The sequence below is a fragment of the Rhizorhabdus wittichii genome, from assembly GCF_017607425.1.
In the GTDB taxonomy this organism is placed as follows: domain Bacteria; phylum Pseudomonadota; class Alphaproteobacteria; order Sphingomonadales; family Sphingomonadaceae; genus Rhizorhabdus; species Rhizorhabdus wittichii.
Genome location: NZ_CP059319.1, coordinates 5,666,807 through 5,682,204, shown reverse-complemented (window position 1 = coordinate 5,682,204; position 15,398 = coordinate 5,666,807). Strand labels below are relative to the sequence as shown.

At 68.6% G+C, this 15,398-nt stretch carries 20 protein-coding genes; 6 read left to right on the top strand and 14 right to left on the bottom strand.

Annotated features, from left to right (window positions below; genetic code table 11):
- Positions 1-8: 8 nt before the first annotated feature.
- Positions 9-887 carry a hypothetical protein gene (locus tag HRJ34_RS27120; protein ID WP_208632963.1) on the top strand — a complete coding sequence of 293 codons (879 nt, stop codon included), beginning with the start codon at positions 9-11 and terminating at the stop codon, positions 885-887.
- Between the two features lie 47 nt (positions 888-934).
- Here the strand turns inward: HRJ34_RS27120 and HRJ34_RS27115 are convergent, their stop codons facing one another.
- From HRJ34_RS27115 to flgB, 13 genes are all read right to left on the bottom strand, one after another.
- A complete protein-coding gene (locus tag HRJ34_RS27115; protein WP_016746074.1) occupies positions 935-1,939 on the bottom strand; it encodes a flagellar motor protein MotB in 1,005 nt (334 codons plus the stop codon).
- Positions 1,940-1,970: 31 nt separating this feature from the next.
- Positions 1,971-2,834: a flagellar motor stator protein MotA gene (motA, locus tag HRJ34_RS27110; protein ID WP_011952103.1), complete on the bottom strand. Its 864-nt coding sequence runs from the start codon at positions 2,832-2,834 to the stop codon at positions 1,971-1,973.
- Between the two features lie 109 nt (positions 2,835-2,943).
- A complete protein-coding gene (locus HRJ34_RS27105; RefSeq protein ID WP_011952104.1) occupies positions 2,944-3,801 on the bottom strand; it encodes a flagellin in 858 nt (285 codons plus the stop codon).
- 12 nt (positions 3,802-3,813) lie between these two features.
- The gene (flgK, locus tag HRJ34_RS27100) at positions 3,814-5,166 is read right to left on the bottom strand and encodes a flagellar hook-associated protein FlgK (RefSeq protein ID WP_208632962.1); all 1,353 of its coding nucleotides are present in this window, start codon (positions 5,164-5,166) and stop codon (positions 3,814-3,816) included.
- Positions 5,163-5,531, bottom strand: coding sequence for a rod-binding protein (locus tag HRJ34_RS27095; RefSeq protein ID WP_011952106.1), 369 nt, complete (start codon positions 5,529-5,531; stop codon positions 5,163-5,165). Before HRJ34_RS27095 ends, flgK begins: the two co-directional genes overlap by 4 nt.
- Entirely contained in the window at positions 5,528-6,631 is a 1,104-nt protein-coding gene (locus HRJ34_RS27090; protein WP_011952107.1) for a flagellar basal body P-ring protein FlgI, read from the bottom strand. The genes HRJ34_RS27095 and HRJ34_RS27090 overlap by 4 nt, the downstream gene beginning before the upstream one ends.
- 26 nt (positions 6,632-6,657) lie before the next feature.
- Positions 6,658-7,341: a flagellar basal body L-ring protein FlgH gene (locus tag HRJ34_RS27085; protein ID WP_016746071.1), complete on the bottom strand. Its 684-nt coding sequence runs from the start codon at positions 7,339-7,341 to the stop codon at positions 6,658-6,660.
- Positions 7,322-8,110, bottom strand: a complete 789-nt coding sequence (gene flgG, locus HRJ34_RS27080; RefSeq protein ID WP_011952109.1) for a flagellar basal-body rod protein FlgG — start codon at positions 8,108-8,110, stop codon at positions 7,322-7,324. Before flgG ends, HRJ34_RS27085 begins: the two co-directional genes overlap by 20 nt.
- 21 nt (positions 8,111-8,131) lie before the next feature.
- A complete protein-coding gene (locus HRJ34_RS27075) occupies positions 8,132-8,875 on the bottom strand; it encodes a flagellar basal body rod protein FlgF (protein WP_011952110.1) in 744 nt (247 codons plus the stop codon).
- A 29-nt stretch (positions 8,876-8,904) separates the two neighbouring features.
- Positions 8,905-10,212 (bottom strand): flagellar hook protein FlgE, encoded by a 1,308-nt coding sequence (locus tag HRJ34_RS27070; protein ID WP_030091013.1) that lies wholly within the window; start codon positions 10,210-10,212, stop codon positions 8,905-8,907.
- Between the two features lie 23 nt (positions 10,213-10,235).
- Positions 10,236-10,916 carry a flagellar hook assembly protein FlgD gene (locus HRJ34_RS27065; RefSeq protein ID WP_011952112.1) on the bottom strand — a complete coding sequence of 227 codons (681 nt, stop codon included), beginning with the start codon at positions 10,914-10,916 and terminating at the stop codon, positions 10,236-10,238.
- Positions 10,913-11,317 carry a flagellar basal body rod protein FlgC gene (flgC, locus tag HRJ34_RS27060; RefSeq protein ID WP_011952113.1) on the bottom strand — a complete coding sequence of 135 codons (405 nt, stop codon included), beginning with the start codon at positions 11,315-11,317 and terminating at the stop codon, positions 10,913-10,915. The genes HRJ34_RS27065 and flgC overlap by 4 nt, the downstream gene beginning before the upstream one ends.
- Positions 11,318-11,320: 3 nt before the next feature.
- Entirely contained in the window at positions 11,321-11,668 is a 348-nt protein-coding gene (gene flgB, locus HRJ34_RS27055; RefSeq protein ID WP_011952114.1) for a flagellar basal body rod protein FlgB, read from the bottom strand.
- Positions 11,669-11,886: 218 nt separating this feature from the next.
- On the opposite strand from flgB, the gene HRJ34_RS27050 reads away from it, so the two are divergent.
- From HRJ34_RS27050 to HRJ34_RS27030, 5 genes are all read left to right on the top strand, one after another.
- Complete coding sequence (locus HRJ34_RS27050) at positions 11,887-12,573, top strand: motility protein A (RefSeq protein ID WP_016746070.1); 687 nt, start codon at positions 11,887-11,889, stop codon at positions 12,571-12,573.
- Entirely contained in the window at positions 12,570-13,070 is a 501-nt protein-coding gene (locus HRJ34_RS27045) for a flagellar motor protein MotB (protein WP_030091011.1), read from the top strand. Before HRJ34_RS27050 ends, HRJ34_RS27045 begins: the two co-directional genes overlap by 4 nt.
- A gap of 162 nt (positions 13,071-13,232) precedes the next feature.
- Positions 13,233-13,808 (top strand): flagella basal body P-ring formation protein FlgA, encoded by a 576-nt coding sequence (locus HRJ34_RS27040; RefSeq protein WP_011952117.1) that lies wholly within the window; start codon positions 13,233-13,235, stop codon positions 13,806-13,808.
- 65 nt (positions 13,809-13,873) lie between these two features.
- A complete protein-coding gene (gene flgM / locus HRJ34_RS27035; RefSeq protein WP_208632961.1) occupies positions 13,874-14,158 on the top strand; it encodes a flagellar biosynthesis anti-sigma factor FlgM in 285 nt (94 codons plus the stop codon).
- Positions 14,155-14,472, top strand: coding sequence for a hypothetical protein (locus HRJ34_RS27030; protein WP_011952119.1), 318 nt, complete (start codon positions 14,155-14,157; stop codon positions 14,470-14,472). Before flgM ends, HRJ34_RS27030 begins: the two co-directional genes overlap by 4 nt.
- Here the strand turns inward: HRJ34_RS27030 and HRJ34_RS27025 are convergent.
- Positions 14,451-15,383, bottom strand: coding sequence for a DMT family transporter (locus tag HRJ34_RS27025; RefSeq protein WP_208632960.1), 933 nt, complete (start codon positions 15,381-15,383; stop codon positions 14,451-14,453). The two genes, HRJ34_RS27030 and HRJ34_RS27025, sit on opposite strands and share 22 nt — an antisense overlap.
- Positions 15,384-15,398 lie beyond the last annotated feature (15 nt).

Below are 15,398 nucleotides of genomic sequence, written 5' to 3'. Positions count from 1 at the left end.
CCCTTCTCATGAGCCTGCCGGGCTTCGGCCGCGTCGAGCGCGAGGCCGGCGTGCGCGGGGCGATCGGCCGCGCGGCGCAGCGGGTCGGGGTCGACTTCACCTATCTGCTCAACCAGGCGCGCTCGGAGAGCGGGCTCGACCCGAACGCGCAGGCGCGGTCGAGCTCGGCGGGCGGGCTGTTCCAGTTCATCGACCAGAGCTGGCTCGGCGCGGTCAAGATGTACGGCGCGAAGCACGGCCTCGGCTGGGCCGCCGACGCGATCAGCCGGCGCGGCGACGGCGGCTGGAAGGTCGACGGCGCGGTGCGCGACCAGGTGATGGCGCTGAAGAACGATCCGGAGGCCTCCTCGCTGATGGCCGCCGAGTTCGCGAGCGACAATGCCGACGGGCTGAAGGCCTCGCTCGGCCGCCAGCCGCGCTCGGCCGATCTCTATTTCGCCCATTTCCTGGGCCTCGAAGGCGCGACCCGCTTCCTCAAGGCCGCCGACGCGCGGCCCGACGCCAGCGCCGCCGCGCTGTTCCCGCGCGAGGCCCGCGCCAATCGCTCGATCTTCTACGACGGCGGCGGCAATGCCCGATCGCTGTCGCAGGTCTATGCGCTGATGGCGAAGAAGATCGACGACAATGGCGCGCCGCTGAACGGCGCTCCCGCCAACCCCGCCAACCCCGGCGACGCCTTCGGCGCCGACACGCTCCGCCTCGCTTATGCGAAGGAGGTGTTCGAAGGCGACGACACGGCGACCCCCGACACCGGCGAGATGCTGGCGATGATCGGCAACCAGCGGCTCAACCTGCTCAAGCCCAACCCCGCCAATGCGAGGCTCGCCTATATGATGCTCGCGTCGGACGGCAACGGCAGCATCACCGACACCAGCCTCGACGCCTGATTCCCGTCGTCCGTGCTCGTCATCCTGGCGAAAGCCGGAATGACGATCTACGGAGCGCCGTCCTGTTTCCCCGCCTTGCGCGCGGCGATCTGCGCCAGCCCGGCGGCCGGCATGGCGGTCGGGTCGCTGGCGCCGCCGCCCGCCATCAGGTCGACCGGCCCCGCCTCGGCGGGAGCATCGGCCGCCGACCAGGCGAGGGTGATCGACATGCGGCGATTGCGGGGATCATAGGGATCGCCCGCGACATAGGGCTCGCGGTCGGCGACGCCCTCGATCCGCGCGAAGCGGGTGTTGGCGACGCCGAAGTCTGAGAGGGCGCGACGGGTCGCCTCGGCCCGCGCGGCCGACAGCGTCCAGTTGTTGACGGTGCGGCCCTTCGAATAGGGCATCGCATCGGTGTGCCCGCGCACGATCACCGAATTGTCGGCGAAGTTGGTCACCTCGGCGACCTGCTTCATCAGCGCGCGCGCCTCGGACGACAGCTCGTCGGTGCCCGAGCGGAACATCGCGAAGTCGGCCTGGTCGACCAGGTCGATGCGCAGCCCCTCGCGCGTCTCCACCATCCGCACATTGCTCATCATCTTCGCGAGCCTGGGGTCGGCCGCCATCTTCGCCTGGAGCAGCAGCTTGAGCTTCTGGAAGGCGACGCGGTCCCGCGACTTCGCCGATCCGGCGCCGTCCTTCTCGCCCCCCGACGCATCCTTGGGGATGCTGATCGACTTCGATCCGGTCTGCGCCGCGCGGTGCGGGTAATTGTCCTTGTCGACCACCGACTCGCCGCCGAAGATGCCGTTGGAGCCGGCGCTCTTCTCCTTGAACTGGACCATCGTCGGCGTGAAATAGTCGGCGATGCCCTTGCGCTGCTTCTCGTTGGTCGCGCCGAGGATCCACATCAGCAGGAAGAAGGCCATCATCGCCGTCACGAAGTCGGCATAGGCCACCTTCCAGGCGCCGCCATGATGGCCGCCATGGCCTTCCGCGATGATCTTCTTGATGATGATCGGGCGGGGTTCGGGCTCGTTCCTGCCGCGCTTCGTGGGCGATTGCGCCATGGTGGAAGCGTTCCTCTATGCGCCGGGGGGCTCAGCGGCCGCGCATGCCGTCGAACACGTCGGCGAAGGCGGGCTGGTTGACATGGGTGATGCCCGAGCGGGCGGCCTCGATCACCAGCGGCAGCGGGTGGCCGTGCAGCGAGGCGATGATGATCTGCTTGACCACGCCATAGATGGCGCCATCGGCCTCGATCACCTGGCGGCAGCGGCCGGCGAAGGGGCCGACGATGCCATAGGCGAGCAACACGCCGAGGAAGGTGCCGACCAGCGCCGAGCCGATCATCGCGCCGAGGATCGCCGGCGGCTTGTCGATCGAGCCCATCGTCTTCACCACGCCGAGCACGGCCGCGACGATGCCGAGCGCGGGCAGCGAGTCGGCGAGGTTCTGCATCGCGTCGGCGGGCTTGATCTCGTCATGGTGGTGCGTCTTCAGCGCATTGTCCATGACGTCCTCGACCGCCATCGGATCGAGCGTGCCCGAGGAGATGACCACCAGACGCAGCGTGTCGGTGATCATGTGGATCAGCGTGTCGTCCTTGAGCAGCTTGGGATATTCGGCGAACAGCGTCGATCCCTTGGGGTCCTCGATATGCGGTTCGAGCGCGACGGGCCCCTCGGTGCGCAGCTTCTTCATCAGCGTCGAGACGAGGAAGATGACGTCGAGATAGTCCTTCTTGCCGTATTTCGGTCCCTTGAAGACCTTGGCGAAGCCGCCGCCGAGCGCCTTGAGCTCCTTCATCGAATTGCCGGCCACGACCGCGCCGAGCGCGGCGCCGCCGATGATCAGCATTTCGTGCGGGATGGCATGCAGCACGGGCTCCAGGTCGCCGCCGGTGAAGGCGAATCCCCCGAACACCATGGCGAAGAGAATGACCAGGCCGATGCCAGCAAACATGAACGCTTACTCCCAGGAATTCCGTCGGGTCCGGGCCCGGTCGCCGGTCCCTCCCCCATCACCGTTAACGGCACGAAAAGCAGATGCTTTATCCATGCCGCGAGCCCGCCTAGCGCAGGAAATCGAATAAAGTGTTGCTGTTGACCTTGGCGAAGGCGGCCTGCGCGGCCTGCAGCGTCAGGGTCTTGGCGTTGAGCTTCATGATCGCCGCCGCGACGTCGGTGTCCTCGAGCGAGCTGCGCTCCTCGGAGAGTTGGGTCGAGACGCCTTCGAGCGTGTCGGCCGCGACGTCGAGCTGCTGGGCGCGGACGCCCTGGGCGGCGCGCTGATCGGTGACGCGCTGGACCGCCACGTCGATGTCCGACAGCGCGACGTCGGCGGCGGCGCGGCGCGCGGTGGCGTCGTCGGTCGAGATCGCGTCGATCGCGGTCCCGATCGCATCGTCGAGGCTGCCGGTGCCATGGGTATAGGCGAGGCCGTCGAACACGGTCGACCGCTGCGCGGTCGCCGCCAGCCGCACCGTCGACGACACCGATATCTGCAGCGGGGCGTCGGTCGGGAACAGCGCCTGGCCGGTCGGCGTGCTCGTGGTGGCGATGTTGCTGAGCGCGGTGCGCAGCGATTGCAGTTCCTGCACCATCGCCGCGCGATCGGCGGCCGATGCCGAATCCGATCGCCCGGCCAGCGTCAGTTCCTTCACGCGATTGAAGATGTCGGCCATGTTGCCCATCTGCGTGTCGACCTGCGCGGCGACCGACTGCGCGGTCTGGATGTTGCGCGACCAGGTGACCTGGTCGGCCTGCACGCGGCGCAGCTCGGCGATGCGGGCGGCCGAGATCGGATCGTCGGACGCCGTCTGCACCTTCTTGCCGGTCGATATCTCGGTCTGGGTGCGGGCAATCTCCTCGCCGAGCTTCGCCTGGCGGTTGATTTGCGCAATGGCGCTGTAGCGGGTCGCGGAGATCACCGGTCAATCCTTCTAGTTGAACAGGCCCAGGATTTCCTGGAGGGTTTCGCGGGCGACCTGGATGATCCGGGCCGAGCCGCTATAGGCCTGCTGGAAACGCAGGAGCTGCGCCGCCTCGACATCGAGATCGACGCCCGTGACCTCGTCGAGCTGCTGGTAGGCGCCATCGCGCTGGGTGGCGGTCGCCGTCTGCTCCGCCTTGGCCGCCGACACGCTCTGCGCATGCGCCGAGACGAGCTGCGACCATTGCGCTTCCGGCCCGGTGGAATTGCGATAGTCCTTCAACGCCAGCGCATTGCCGTTGGCGACGCCGCCCTTCGCGGCGGCGATCTTCGACAGGTCGCTGGTGGCGACCTCCAGCGTATCCGCCGTCGTACCGGTGATCAGCGCCGCGCCGGGATCGCCGTTGCGATCGACGCCCGCACTGTTCCAGTCGTTGATCACCTGCGCGAAGCGGCCGGCGATCGCATCGAGCGAGTCGCGGCGCGAGGCGATGATGTTGGCCGCGTCGGCGAGCCCGGCGAGCGAGCCCGATTGCGGGTTCATCGCCATTTCGCTGCCGAAGCCCGAGGCGATCAGCGAGAAGCGGCCGCTGTCCGATGCGACAAGCCCGACATAGCCGGCATTGGTGCTGGCGGCGTCGACCAGGGTGACGGTGCTGTCGCCGAGCAGCTTGACCGTGGCGCGGCCGTCATCCTCCAGCTTCACGTCGATGCCGACCGCGTTGGAGATGCTCTGCAGCACCTGGTCGCGCTGGTCCTGGAGCAGCGCCTGGCCCGACGAGCCCGCACCGGCGCGGCGGAGCGCCGAATTGATCTGCACCAGCGTGCGCAGGTCGTCGTTGAGCTTGGCAACGGCGTTCTGCGCCTCGGTCGAGACGCCGTCGGCCGCCGAGCGCAGCGCGGTCGAGGTGGTCTTGAACTGGTTCACCGCATTGCCGAGCGCGGTCAGCAGGGTCAGGCGGTTGGTGTCGCTGCTGACGTCGGCGCTCATCGCCTCGGCGGCGGTGAACACGCTCGACATCTTCACGCCCAGGCCGACGTCGGAATCGTCGAGCGCGGCCTCGGCGGTGTCGAGCCAGGTCGCCTTGGCGTCGGCGCGCGCCGCCTCCGAATTGGCGAAGCGCGCATAGGTGCTGCGATAATTGTCGAAGATGCGCTGGACGCTGCCCGCCTCGACGCCGCCGAACACCGCCGAGGAGCGGTAGATATAGCTGTTCGCAGCGGAGACGGCCGACTCGTTGAGCACCACCTTGCGGCGGCTATAGCCCTCGGTCTCCGCGTTCGAGACGTTCTCGCCGACCGTGGCCAGCGCCGTCCGATAGGCGACGACGCCCGAGCGGCCGATCTGGAGGAGGTCGCTCATCCGCTCGCCCCGTCGGCCTTGGCGGCGTCGGCGGTCGCGGCGGCGTCGGTCGATCCGGTCGATCCGGTCGTGGCGGCGGGCTTCGCCACGCGCGCCTGGAACTGGCGGACGAGCAGGTCGGCGATGCCGATCGCGCCCTTGTTCGCGAGCTGGTCGGCGAGGTTCGAGTCCTGCATGTCGCGGAACTGGTCGGTCGCGTCGCTGCCGAACAGATCGTCGTCGCACAGCTTCGCGTCGCGGGTGGACTTGAGCATCTGGCGGGTGAAGATCGCCTCGAACTGCTTCGCGGCGGCCTTGAGCTGGTCGAGCCCGCTCGCCTTGGGATCGGCGAGCGCGCCGACCTTCGCGGAAACATTGCCGATCATAGCACCACCAGCTCCGCCTTCATCGCGCCCGCCTGCTTGAGCGCCTCGAGGATCGCGACCAGATCGGCCGGCGAGGCGCCGATCGCGTTGACCGCCTTGACGATGTCGGCCAGCGACGCGCCGGGGTTGAACTCGAACATCGGCCGGGCCTCCTGCTCGACGTTGATCGCGCTCGACTGCTGGACGGCGGTCTGCCCGCGCGAGAAAGGCTGCGGCTGGATGATCTGCGGCTTCTCGTCGACCTGGACGGTCATCTTGCCATGGGTGACGGCGACCGGTGCGATCCGCACCGCGCCGTTGATCACGACGGTGCCGGTGCGCGCGTTGACCACGACCCGCGCGGGGGCCTCGGCCGTGTCGACCTCCAGATTCTCGATCCGGCTCATCAGCGCGGTGCGGACCTCGGCGCCCTGCGGCGCGTCGATGGTGATGGTGGTGGCGTCGATCGAGCGGGCGATCGGCTGGCCGAGCCGACCGTTGATCGCGGCGGCGACGCGCTGCGAGGTGGTGAGGTCGCCCTCCGAAAGGTCGAAGCGGAGCTGCGGCGTCGTCGCGAAGCCGGCGTCGACGCTGCGCTCGACCGTCGCCCCGCCGGGGATGCGACCGGCGGTCGGCACGTTGATCGTCAGCTTGGAGCCGTCGGCGGCATCGATGCCGAGACCGCCGACCGCGAGATTGCCCTGCGCCATCGCGTAGATCTGACCGTCGGCGCCCATCAGCGGCGCCATGATCAGCGTGCCGCCGCGCAGCGACTTGGCCTTGCCCAGCGCCGATATGGTGATGTCGAGCCGCTGGCCGGGCTTGGCGAAGGCGGGCAGCTCGGCGGTGATCATCACCGCCGCCGCGTTCTTGAGCGCCGGGTTGACGCCGGCCGGAAGCTGCAGGCCGAAGCGCGAGGCGACGCCCTTCATGCCGAGGGTCGAATAATCGAGGCTGTCGTCACCGGTCCCCGCCAGGCCGACGACGATGCCGTAGCCGGTGAGTTGGTTCGCGCGCAGGCCCGCGAAGCTGCCGATGTCCTTGATCCGTTCGGCATGGCCCGCCCCCGCGAGGGCGAGGCCGGAGAAGCAGAACAGGGCGGTGATCAGGGCGCGGAACATGAACGGCCAATCCTCGAAATTCTTAATCAGAATGGACTCAAGATGGAAAAGAAACGGTTAAGCCATCCCTGCCGCGAACCGCGGGCGATCTCGCCCTTGCCCGAATAGGTGATGCGGGCGTCGGCGACGCGGGTCGACGGAACCCGGTTGTCCGGGCCGATGTCGGCGGCGCGGATCAGGCCGGTGATCGCGATATTCTCGTCGCCGCGGTTGAGCGTCAGCAGCTTCTCCCCGCGCACCAGCATCGTCCCGTTCGGATAGACCCGGACGATCGAGACGCTGATCTCGCCGTTGAGCTGGTTCGACTGGGCGGCGGCGCCCTTGCCGGTGAAGGTGCTGCCCCCGCTCGCGCCGACGTCGGTCGGCTTGAACAGCGACAGCGGGCCGGTGGTCGGCGGGGTCAGGCCCAGTTCGCCCGAGCGATCGGTCGACGCGCTGTTCGACTTGGCCGCCTGGGTCCGCTCGACCAGCGTGATCGTGACGATGTCGCCGATCATCGCGGCGCGCGCGCCGTTGGTCAGCGCCGAATAGCCGTTGGCGGCCTGGTAGATCGCGCCGTTCGCCTGCGACGGCAGCGGCTCCGCCGCGAACACCGGCGAATAGTCGATGGCGCGGGCGCGCTTGGCGGCCAGCGCCGGATCGGCGGCGGCACCGAGCGACAGCGCCGCGAGCGCGCCGAGCAGGACGGCCTTAGAGGTTCTGGTTGACATATTGCAGCATCTGGTCGGTCGAGGAGATCATCTTGCTGTTCACCTCATAGGCGCGCTGCGTCTCGATCATGTCGACCAGCTCCTCGACGATGTTGACGTTCGAGGATTCGAGCGACGACTGCTGGATCGTGCCGCGCCCGTCGATGCCGCCGGGGCCGGTCTGCGGCTGGCCCGAGGCGGGGGTCTCGGTCAGGATGTTGTTGCCCTCGGCCTGAAGCCCCGCCGGGTTGGAGAAGCGCGCCAGCTCGATCTTGCCCAGCTCGGTCGAGGTCGTCTCGCCGGCCTGGGTCGCGCTGACCGTGCCGTCGGCGGCGATCGTCAGGTTGGTCGTGTTCTCGGGGATCTGGATCTGCGGCTGGAGATGATAGCCGTCGGCGGTGACGATCGTGCCGTCGTCCGAACGGTTGAAATTGCCGTCGCGGGTATAGCCGGTCCGGCCGTCGGGCAGCAGCACCTGGAAATAGCCGTCGCCCTGGATCGCCATGTCGAGCGGGTTGCCGGTCTCCTGCAGCGCGCCCTGGGTCTGGATCTTGGCGGTGCCGTTGATCTGGACGCCGGTGCCGAGATTGGTGCCGGTCGCGAATTTGGTCGAATCCGACGAGGCGGCGCCCGGCGCCGTCATCGCCTGATAGGCGAGCGTCTCGAAGCTGGCGCGGTCGCGCTTGAAGCCGGTGGTGTTCACGTTCGCCAGGTTGTTGGCGATCACCTGCATGCGCATGTTCTGGGCATCGAGGCCCGTGCGCGCGACGTGCAGTGCTGCGTTGCTCATGGCAAGCTACTCCTCTGAACTTTAATCGAACCGCATGAGATCAGCCGACGCCTTGTCGATGTCCTGGGCCGAACTCATCATCTTGACCTGCATGTCCCAGTCCCGACTCGCCTCGATCATGTCGATCAGCGTGGTCGAGACGTTGACGTTCGATCCCTCGATCGCGCCCTGCCGCACCGCCGCCTGGGGATCGGCGCCGAGCGTGCCGCCGCTCTGCGGGCGGAACAGGCCGTCGAGCCCCTTGGCGACCGCGCTGCCGTTGGTCGATACCAGCTTGAGCCGGTCGACCATCTGCATCTGGGTCGGATCGCCGCCCTGCGGCACGATCGAGATCGTGCCGTCGCCGGCGATCACCAGCCTGTCATAGGGCGGCAGGGTGATCGGTCCGCCGTCGCCGAGGACAGGCATCCCGTCGCCGGTGGTCAGCAGCCCGCTGTCGCCGATCTGGAGATCGCCGCGGCGGGTATAGGCCTCGTCGCCCTCGCGGCTCTGCACCGCGAGCAGCGTGTCCTTGCCCTGCAACGCGACGTCGAGGTCCCGGCCGGTCTCGTTGATCGTGCCTTCGCTCATGTCGGCCGAGGTGACCTCGCCCGAATTGGTCGCGCGGCTGTCGAACCCGTCGCCCTTGAGCCACAGCGCCGTGCTCGAGCTCATCTCGCCGCGGAAGCCCACGGTGTTGGCGTTGGCGAGGTTGTTGGCGGTCATCGTCTGACGCGCCATCGCCGATCGCATCGCCGAGAGGGAGCTGTAGATCAGCTTGTCCATGGCCGGGGTCCTCTAGTCCGTCAGCGGGATCAGGTGCGCAGGTTGACGATCGTCTGGGTCATGGTGTTGGCCGCCTCGATCGTCTTGGCGTTGGCCGAGAAGTTGCGCTGCGCCTGGATCAGCGCGACCAGTTCCTCGGTGATGTCGACATTGGCCTGTTCGAGCGCGCCGGACTGGATCTGGCCGGTGCCGTTGCTGCTCGCCTCGCCGATGATCGGTTCGCCCGACAGGCCGGTGGCGCCCCACTTGCTGTCGCCGAGCTGGCGCAGCCCCTCCGGGTTGGAGAAGTTGGCGAGGATGATCTTGCCCAGCGCCTGGCTGTCGCCGTTCGAGAAGGTCGCGACGATCAGGCCGTCCGCACCAACCGACACGTTGTCGAGCTGGCCGGCGGCATAGCCGTCCTGGTCGAAGCTGGTCAGCGTGAACGGCGAAGCCGACATCTTGGTGCTGCCGCTGTAGTTCAGGGTGAATTCGAGCGGAGCCGAAGCGCCGGCCGGGGTGAGCGGACCGAGATTGATGACGCCCGACGGAGCGGTCTTGGCGCCGGTGCTGTCGAAGGTCAGCGTCAGCGGCGCCGGCTGGGTCGCGGCCGAGCTGTCATAGCTGATCTCGGTGTCGCCAATGAAGGTGTGCGCGGTCCAGTTGGTGTCGGTGACCGAGCCGCCCGGCAGGTTCTCGCGGATATAATAGGTGGTCATCGGGAAGGCATTGCCCGCCGCGTCATAGACCGTGGTGGTGGTCGACTGGTTGTAGCTGTTCGGATCGGTGCGGTCGAACTTGTAGGGGTTCGTCGTGCTGTAGATCGCCCGGGTCGAGGGCACGTCGCCCGCCGACGGGAAGGTCACCGACAGGTCGATCGTCTGCGTCGCCTTCGAGGTGCCCGAGGTGAGCGGGAGCTGTATCGAGCGGGCCGAGCTGAGGCCGGTCGCGGTGACGTTGCCCTTGGTGTCGGTCGGCAGCGCCTGCAGATAGGCGCCCGAGGAGTCGACCAGGAAGCGGTTCGCGTCGACGCTGAACGCGCCGTTGCGGGTGTAGCTGACCTGCCCGTTCGAGTTGGAGGCGCGGGTCACGAAGAAGCCCTGGCCCGAGATGGCGAGATCGAGCGAACGCTCCGACGATTCGAGGCCGCCCTGGGTGAACTGCTGGGCGATGCCGCGCAGGCGGGTGCCCTGGCCGGCGATGCCGGAGCTCTGCATCGGCGAGGAGGAGACAAGGTCGCCGAACTCGGTGCCGCTGCGCTTGAAGCCGGTGGTGCCGACATTGGCGATGTTGTTCGAGATGACGGCGAGGTCGGTCTGCGAGGCCTTGAGGCCGGAAAGCGCGGTGTAGAAGGACATGGGGGCTTGCTCCGTTACCGAAATCAGGAAAGCTGAAGGGCGTCCGCCGGGTCGAAATTGCCCAGCGGGGTGACGATCTTGGTGGAACCGCTGGCCGGCGAGCTGACGCTCGCGACGGTGGCCCAGCTCGACGTGGTGATGCCGGCCATCGCCTGCGCCTGGCTGTCCTTGGCGGAGGCGACGATGGTCAGCGGACCGGCGACGGGATTGCCGTCCTGGTCCTTGCCGTCCCAGTAGAAGGGGACGTCGCCGGCCGGCACGTTGGTGGCGCTGCCGGTATAGACGACGGTGCCGCTGCCATCGACCAGGCTGATGTCGACCCGCGAAGCGGCGTCCGGCAGGGTGACGTTGCCGGCGAAGGAACCGTCGGCCAGCGCGCTGGCGGCCTTGGACGGCAGCAGCGCCGCCTTGCCGATCCAGTTGGCGGCGTCGGCGACGCGCGACTGCTGGAGGCTCTGGACCATCGACTTGAGCGACTGGTTCATCTCGGCGATGCCGGTCGTCTGCGAGAATTGCGCCATCTGGGCGACCATCTGCGTGTTGTCGACCGGGTTGAACGGGTCCTGCGTCTGCATCTGCGTGGTCAGCAGCTTCAGGAAGTCGTTCTGGCTGAGCGACTCGTTGCTCTTCTTGGTCGTGGTGGTCGAGCTGTTCTTCGCGCCGTTCAGGCTGTCGAGATAGCTGCTACCGGTGGATATCGTCATTTGCCGAGCCTCAGCGTGTCGAGGGTGAGCGTCTTGGCGGTCTGCATGACCGAGACGTTGTTCTGGTACTGGCGCGCGGTCTCCATCATCTCGACCAGCTCCTGCGCCTGGTCGACGCCCGCTTCCCAGACATTGCCGTCCTTGTCGGCCTTGGGATGGTTGGGGTCGTAGCGCTTGGTCGGCTCGATGTTGGAGGCGACGACCTGGTCGACCTTGACCGTCGCGACGCCGGGGGCGTCGGTGACCGAGGAGAAGACCGGCTTGATCGCGCGGAACGCCTCGGCCTTGCTGCCCGCGACCGACCCCGCATTGGCGAGGTTCGAGGCCGAGGTGTTGAGCCGGACCATCTGCGCCGACATGGCGCGGCCGGCGATGTCGAAGACGGAGAGATTGCCCGCCATGGCTTATTCTCCCTTCAGCGCCTGCATGACCGTGCCGATCCGGCCTTCGAGGAAGGACAGCGTGGTCTTGTAGCGCAGGGCGTTCTCGGCGAACTGGTTCTGCTCGGTCGACAGCTCGACGGTGTTGCCGTCGAGCGAGGTTTCGAGCGGGACGCGGTAGCCGATATGGGCGTCGGCGGCCTGCGCGGCCGACATGCCGTCGGTCGCGTCGGACAGCGCCTTCTGGAAATCGATGTCGCGCGCCTTGTAGTTGGGCGTGGCGGCATTCGCGATGTTGGACGCCAGCATCGACAGGCGCTGCGACCGCAGCTCCAGTGCCTTGCCGTGGATCCCGAAAAGCGGATCAGCCATTTTTTCGCTTCACCTTCTAAAGTCCTGTCGTCGGCGGCCGTTAATCCTGTTCGAACAGGCTCGACGGCTGCCTTGGCCACCACCCAAGCAACTGCCGTGCCAAACATGGTTAACGGGGCGATCACCCCCGAAATTTCCGGGATTCGACGTCGAACCGGCAACGCCTTGCCGGGAGCGGCAAACTCTTGCCGGCGATCTTGCCGGATATTGGGGAAGCAATGGTCCTGCTCGAACAGATCGCCCGATATATCGACCCGGTGGCGATCGGGATCGTGTTCGGCGGGACGCTTCTGACCACCGTCTTCCGGGCGACCCGCGCCGATATCGGCCGCGCCCTTGCCTCGCTGTCGCTGCTCGGCCGGGCCGATCCGCAGGCCGATGCCGCCGCCGCCCGCGTCTCGGTGAGCCGCATCCGCGAGCTGGCCGAGGTCCGCAGCCTCGCCTGCGTCGACCGGGTCGAGACCGCCCAGCGCTTCCTGCTGCGCGCCGCGCGCGAACTGTCCGACGCCCGCACCTCGGCCGACTTCGTCCGCTGGGCGAGCGCCGACATCGAGGCCCGCCGCCAGCGCCACCAGGGCGTGATCGGCGTGTGGCGCGCGATCGCCGAGACCGCGCCGGCGATGGGCATGATCGGCACGATCATCGGGCTGGTCCAGATGTTCGCGCATATGGAGGACCCGGCGGCGATCGGCCCGGCGATGGCGGTGGCGATGCTCACCACCCTCTATGGCGTGATCCTGTCCTCGGCGGTGGCCGGGCCGATCGCGGGCCGGCTGGAGACCCTCTCCGATGCCGAACTCGCCTGGCAGACCATGGCGTGCCGGCAGCTCGAGCTGCTCGCGCGCGAGGAGCTGGACAGCCTGCCCCCCGCGATCGTCCGCCCGAACCTGAGGACCGTGCTGTGAGGCGCGAGATATCGCAGCGCTGGGTGCTCAGCTTCGCCGACCTCACCCTCCTCCTCCTCGCCTTCTTCGTGCTGATGCAGGCGCAGGCCGCCGACCGGCTCAAGCTGGCGGCGGGCATCCGCGACGCGTTCGGCGGCGATGGCGCGGACGGCGCCTCCAGCAACGACGTCCAGGGCTTCACCGCTGCCGCGATCTTCGAGAGCGGCGAGGCGATCCTCAAGCCCGGCGCGCTCCAGCGGCTGAAGGCGATCGGCGCCGCCGCCGCCCGGACGGGCGCGCGGGTCGTCGTCGCCAGCCAGGGCCGCGACGGCCAGTCGGCCCGGCTCGACAGCTGGGAACTCGCGGCCGCGCGCGCGACCGCGACCGCGCGCGCGATCCGGTCGGGCGGCCTTTCCGACGCGAGGATCGAGATCACCCTGCCGCCGATGCGCGCCAGCGAGCCCGCCAAGGGCCAGCGCATCTCGGTTCAACGGCTTTCGGGGCCCCCGCCCCGATGACGGTCCCCCGGCGGACGGCCGGGTTCCCCCAACGGGCGCTCCTGTCTCTGTGCTGGCCGCAGGACGCCCGGGAACCCGCCGCCCGCCGGGGCGATCGCCCCGCGCGAATGGTAAGCGCGGCGTTAACCAAATCTTTGCGGTTGGGCGGATAGGCTCGGCAGCATGAACCGGAACCTGCCCACGACGCGCATCGCCCTTCGGCCCCTGGCGCTGGCCGCCGCCGCGCTGGGCGTCGCGGCCCCGCTCGCCGCGCAGAACGCGCTGCCGCCCGCGCAGGACCTCGGCCAGCTCGAACGGATGGTGGTCGCCTCGGTCGGCGCCGACGTCGGCATGCCCGGCGGTCCGCTGGCGCCGATCGACCGCCGCATGCGGCTCGCCGCCTGCCCCGGCGCGATCCAGATCGATCCGCCGGGCACCAGTTCGGTCACGGTGCGCTGCACCACCTCCGGCTGGCGGCTGCGCGTGCCGCTGATGCGCGCCGCCATGGCGATGAACGCCAGCGCGACGATGGGCGGCGGCAATGACGGCACCACCGCCTCCGCCAACGCCGCGGTCCGCAAGGGCGATCCCGTCCAGCTCGTCGCCCAGGGCTCCTCCTTCTCGATCAGCGTCGATGCGACGGCGATGGAGGATGCCGATATCGGCCGCCGGGTGCGGGTCGCAACCAATTCGAAAGGCTCGACAATCTTCGCGGAGGTGATCGATGTCGGCCGGGTCCGCCTGATCGGATTTAAATAAATTCGAAACCTGTCGTTATCATCGGCAGTGGTGGAATCGCGGCCCTCGGGCCAGGAACGAAAGGAATGGTCATGATCAATGGGGTAGGACAAGCCAGCCCGACCCGCATCGGTCAGGTGAAGGACGAGACGGTGAAGCCGCTGGCGTCGCCGGCCCCGGTGGAGTCCACCGGGCGCGCGCCGATCGCGGCGCCCTCGCTCGTCGCCGCGCTCGCGGAAGCCGGGCCTCCGGTCAACAGCGAGAAGATCGCGGCGATCCGGCAGGCGATCGCGTCCGGCCAATATCCGATCGACGCCAAGGCGATCGCCGCGAAGATGATCGCGCTCGACCTGCCCGGCACGTCCAAGTGACGAACCCGGTCGTCGAAGCTCTGATCGTATCGAGCGAGGCGTTGATCGCCGCGCTCGATACGCACGACATCGACGCCATCGAGGCGGCGCTGCCGGCACTTGCCCGCAGCGTCGAGGCGCTCGACACGCTCGACCGCCGCGCCCTGTCCCCGGAGCTTCGCGCCCGGCTCGAAGAGGCGATGCGGATCGCCGACGGCGCCCGCGCCCGCGTCCGCTACCTGGTGGACCGCACCCGCCAGCGGATCGACCTGCTTGCCATGGCGGCCGGCCGGTTCGACTGCACCCCCGCGACCTACGGCCGCCCGGACCGCTGACCGCGCGCCGGCCCGGGGCGCATCCAGGCGCCGATCAGGATGCCGCCCAGGATCAGCACCATGCCGGTCAGGTGATAGGCGTGCAGCGTCTCCCCCAGCAGCCCGGCCGCCAATAGCGCGCCGAACAGCGGCATCAGCGTGATCGTCTGCCCCGCCGGCCCGGCGCCCAGATCATGCACCGCCGCATTGTAGAGCATGTAAGCGGCGAGCGAGGGCAGCAGCGCGACATAGGCGAAGGCGCCGACCGTCCCCCAGCCCATCACGACCCGCGCGCCGCGCGCCCATTCGAGCATCGCCAGCGGCGCCATCGTCGCGATGCCGATCAGGAAGGCGACGAACAGGAAGCTGAGCGGATGGCTGGCCGGCCGCAGCCGCAGCAGGCTGGTATAGGCGGCCCAGCCGATCACCCCGCCCAGCACCAGCAGATCGCCGATGTTGAGTCCGATCGACAGGATCGCGAACGGATCGCCGCGCAACACGATCAGGATCACCCCGGCGATCGACAGCAGCACCGCCGCCATCTGCGCGAGGGTCGCGCGCTGGCCGAACAGCATCCGGTCGAACAGCAGCACCAGCGCCGGGATCGCCGCCTGGAGCAGCAGGCCGTTGGTGGCGGTGGTATATTGCAGTCCGGCATAGACGAAGCCGTTGAAGGCCGCGATGCCGACCAGGCCGAGCAGCAGCACGATCCTCCACTGCGCCGCGAGCAGCGCGCGGTCGACGCGCAGGTGCCGCCAGGCGAAGGGCGCCAGCACCAGCGCCGCCCCGCTCCAGCGGACCAGCGCCAGGGTGAAGGGGGGGATCGCCCCCTGCACCGCCCGGCCGACGATGAAGTTGCCCGACCAGAACAGCATCACCGCCGCCAGCGTCGCATAGGAATAGAGCGGCGTGCGCCGCCGGTCGGTCGTCATCGCGGGCGTATGTCG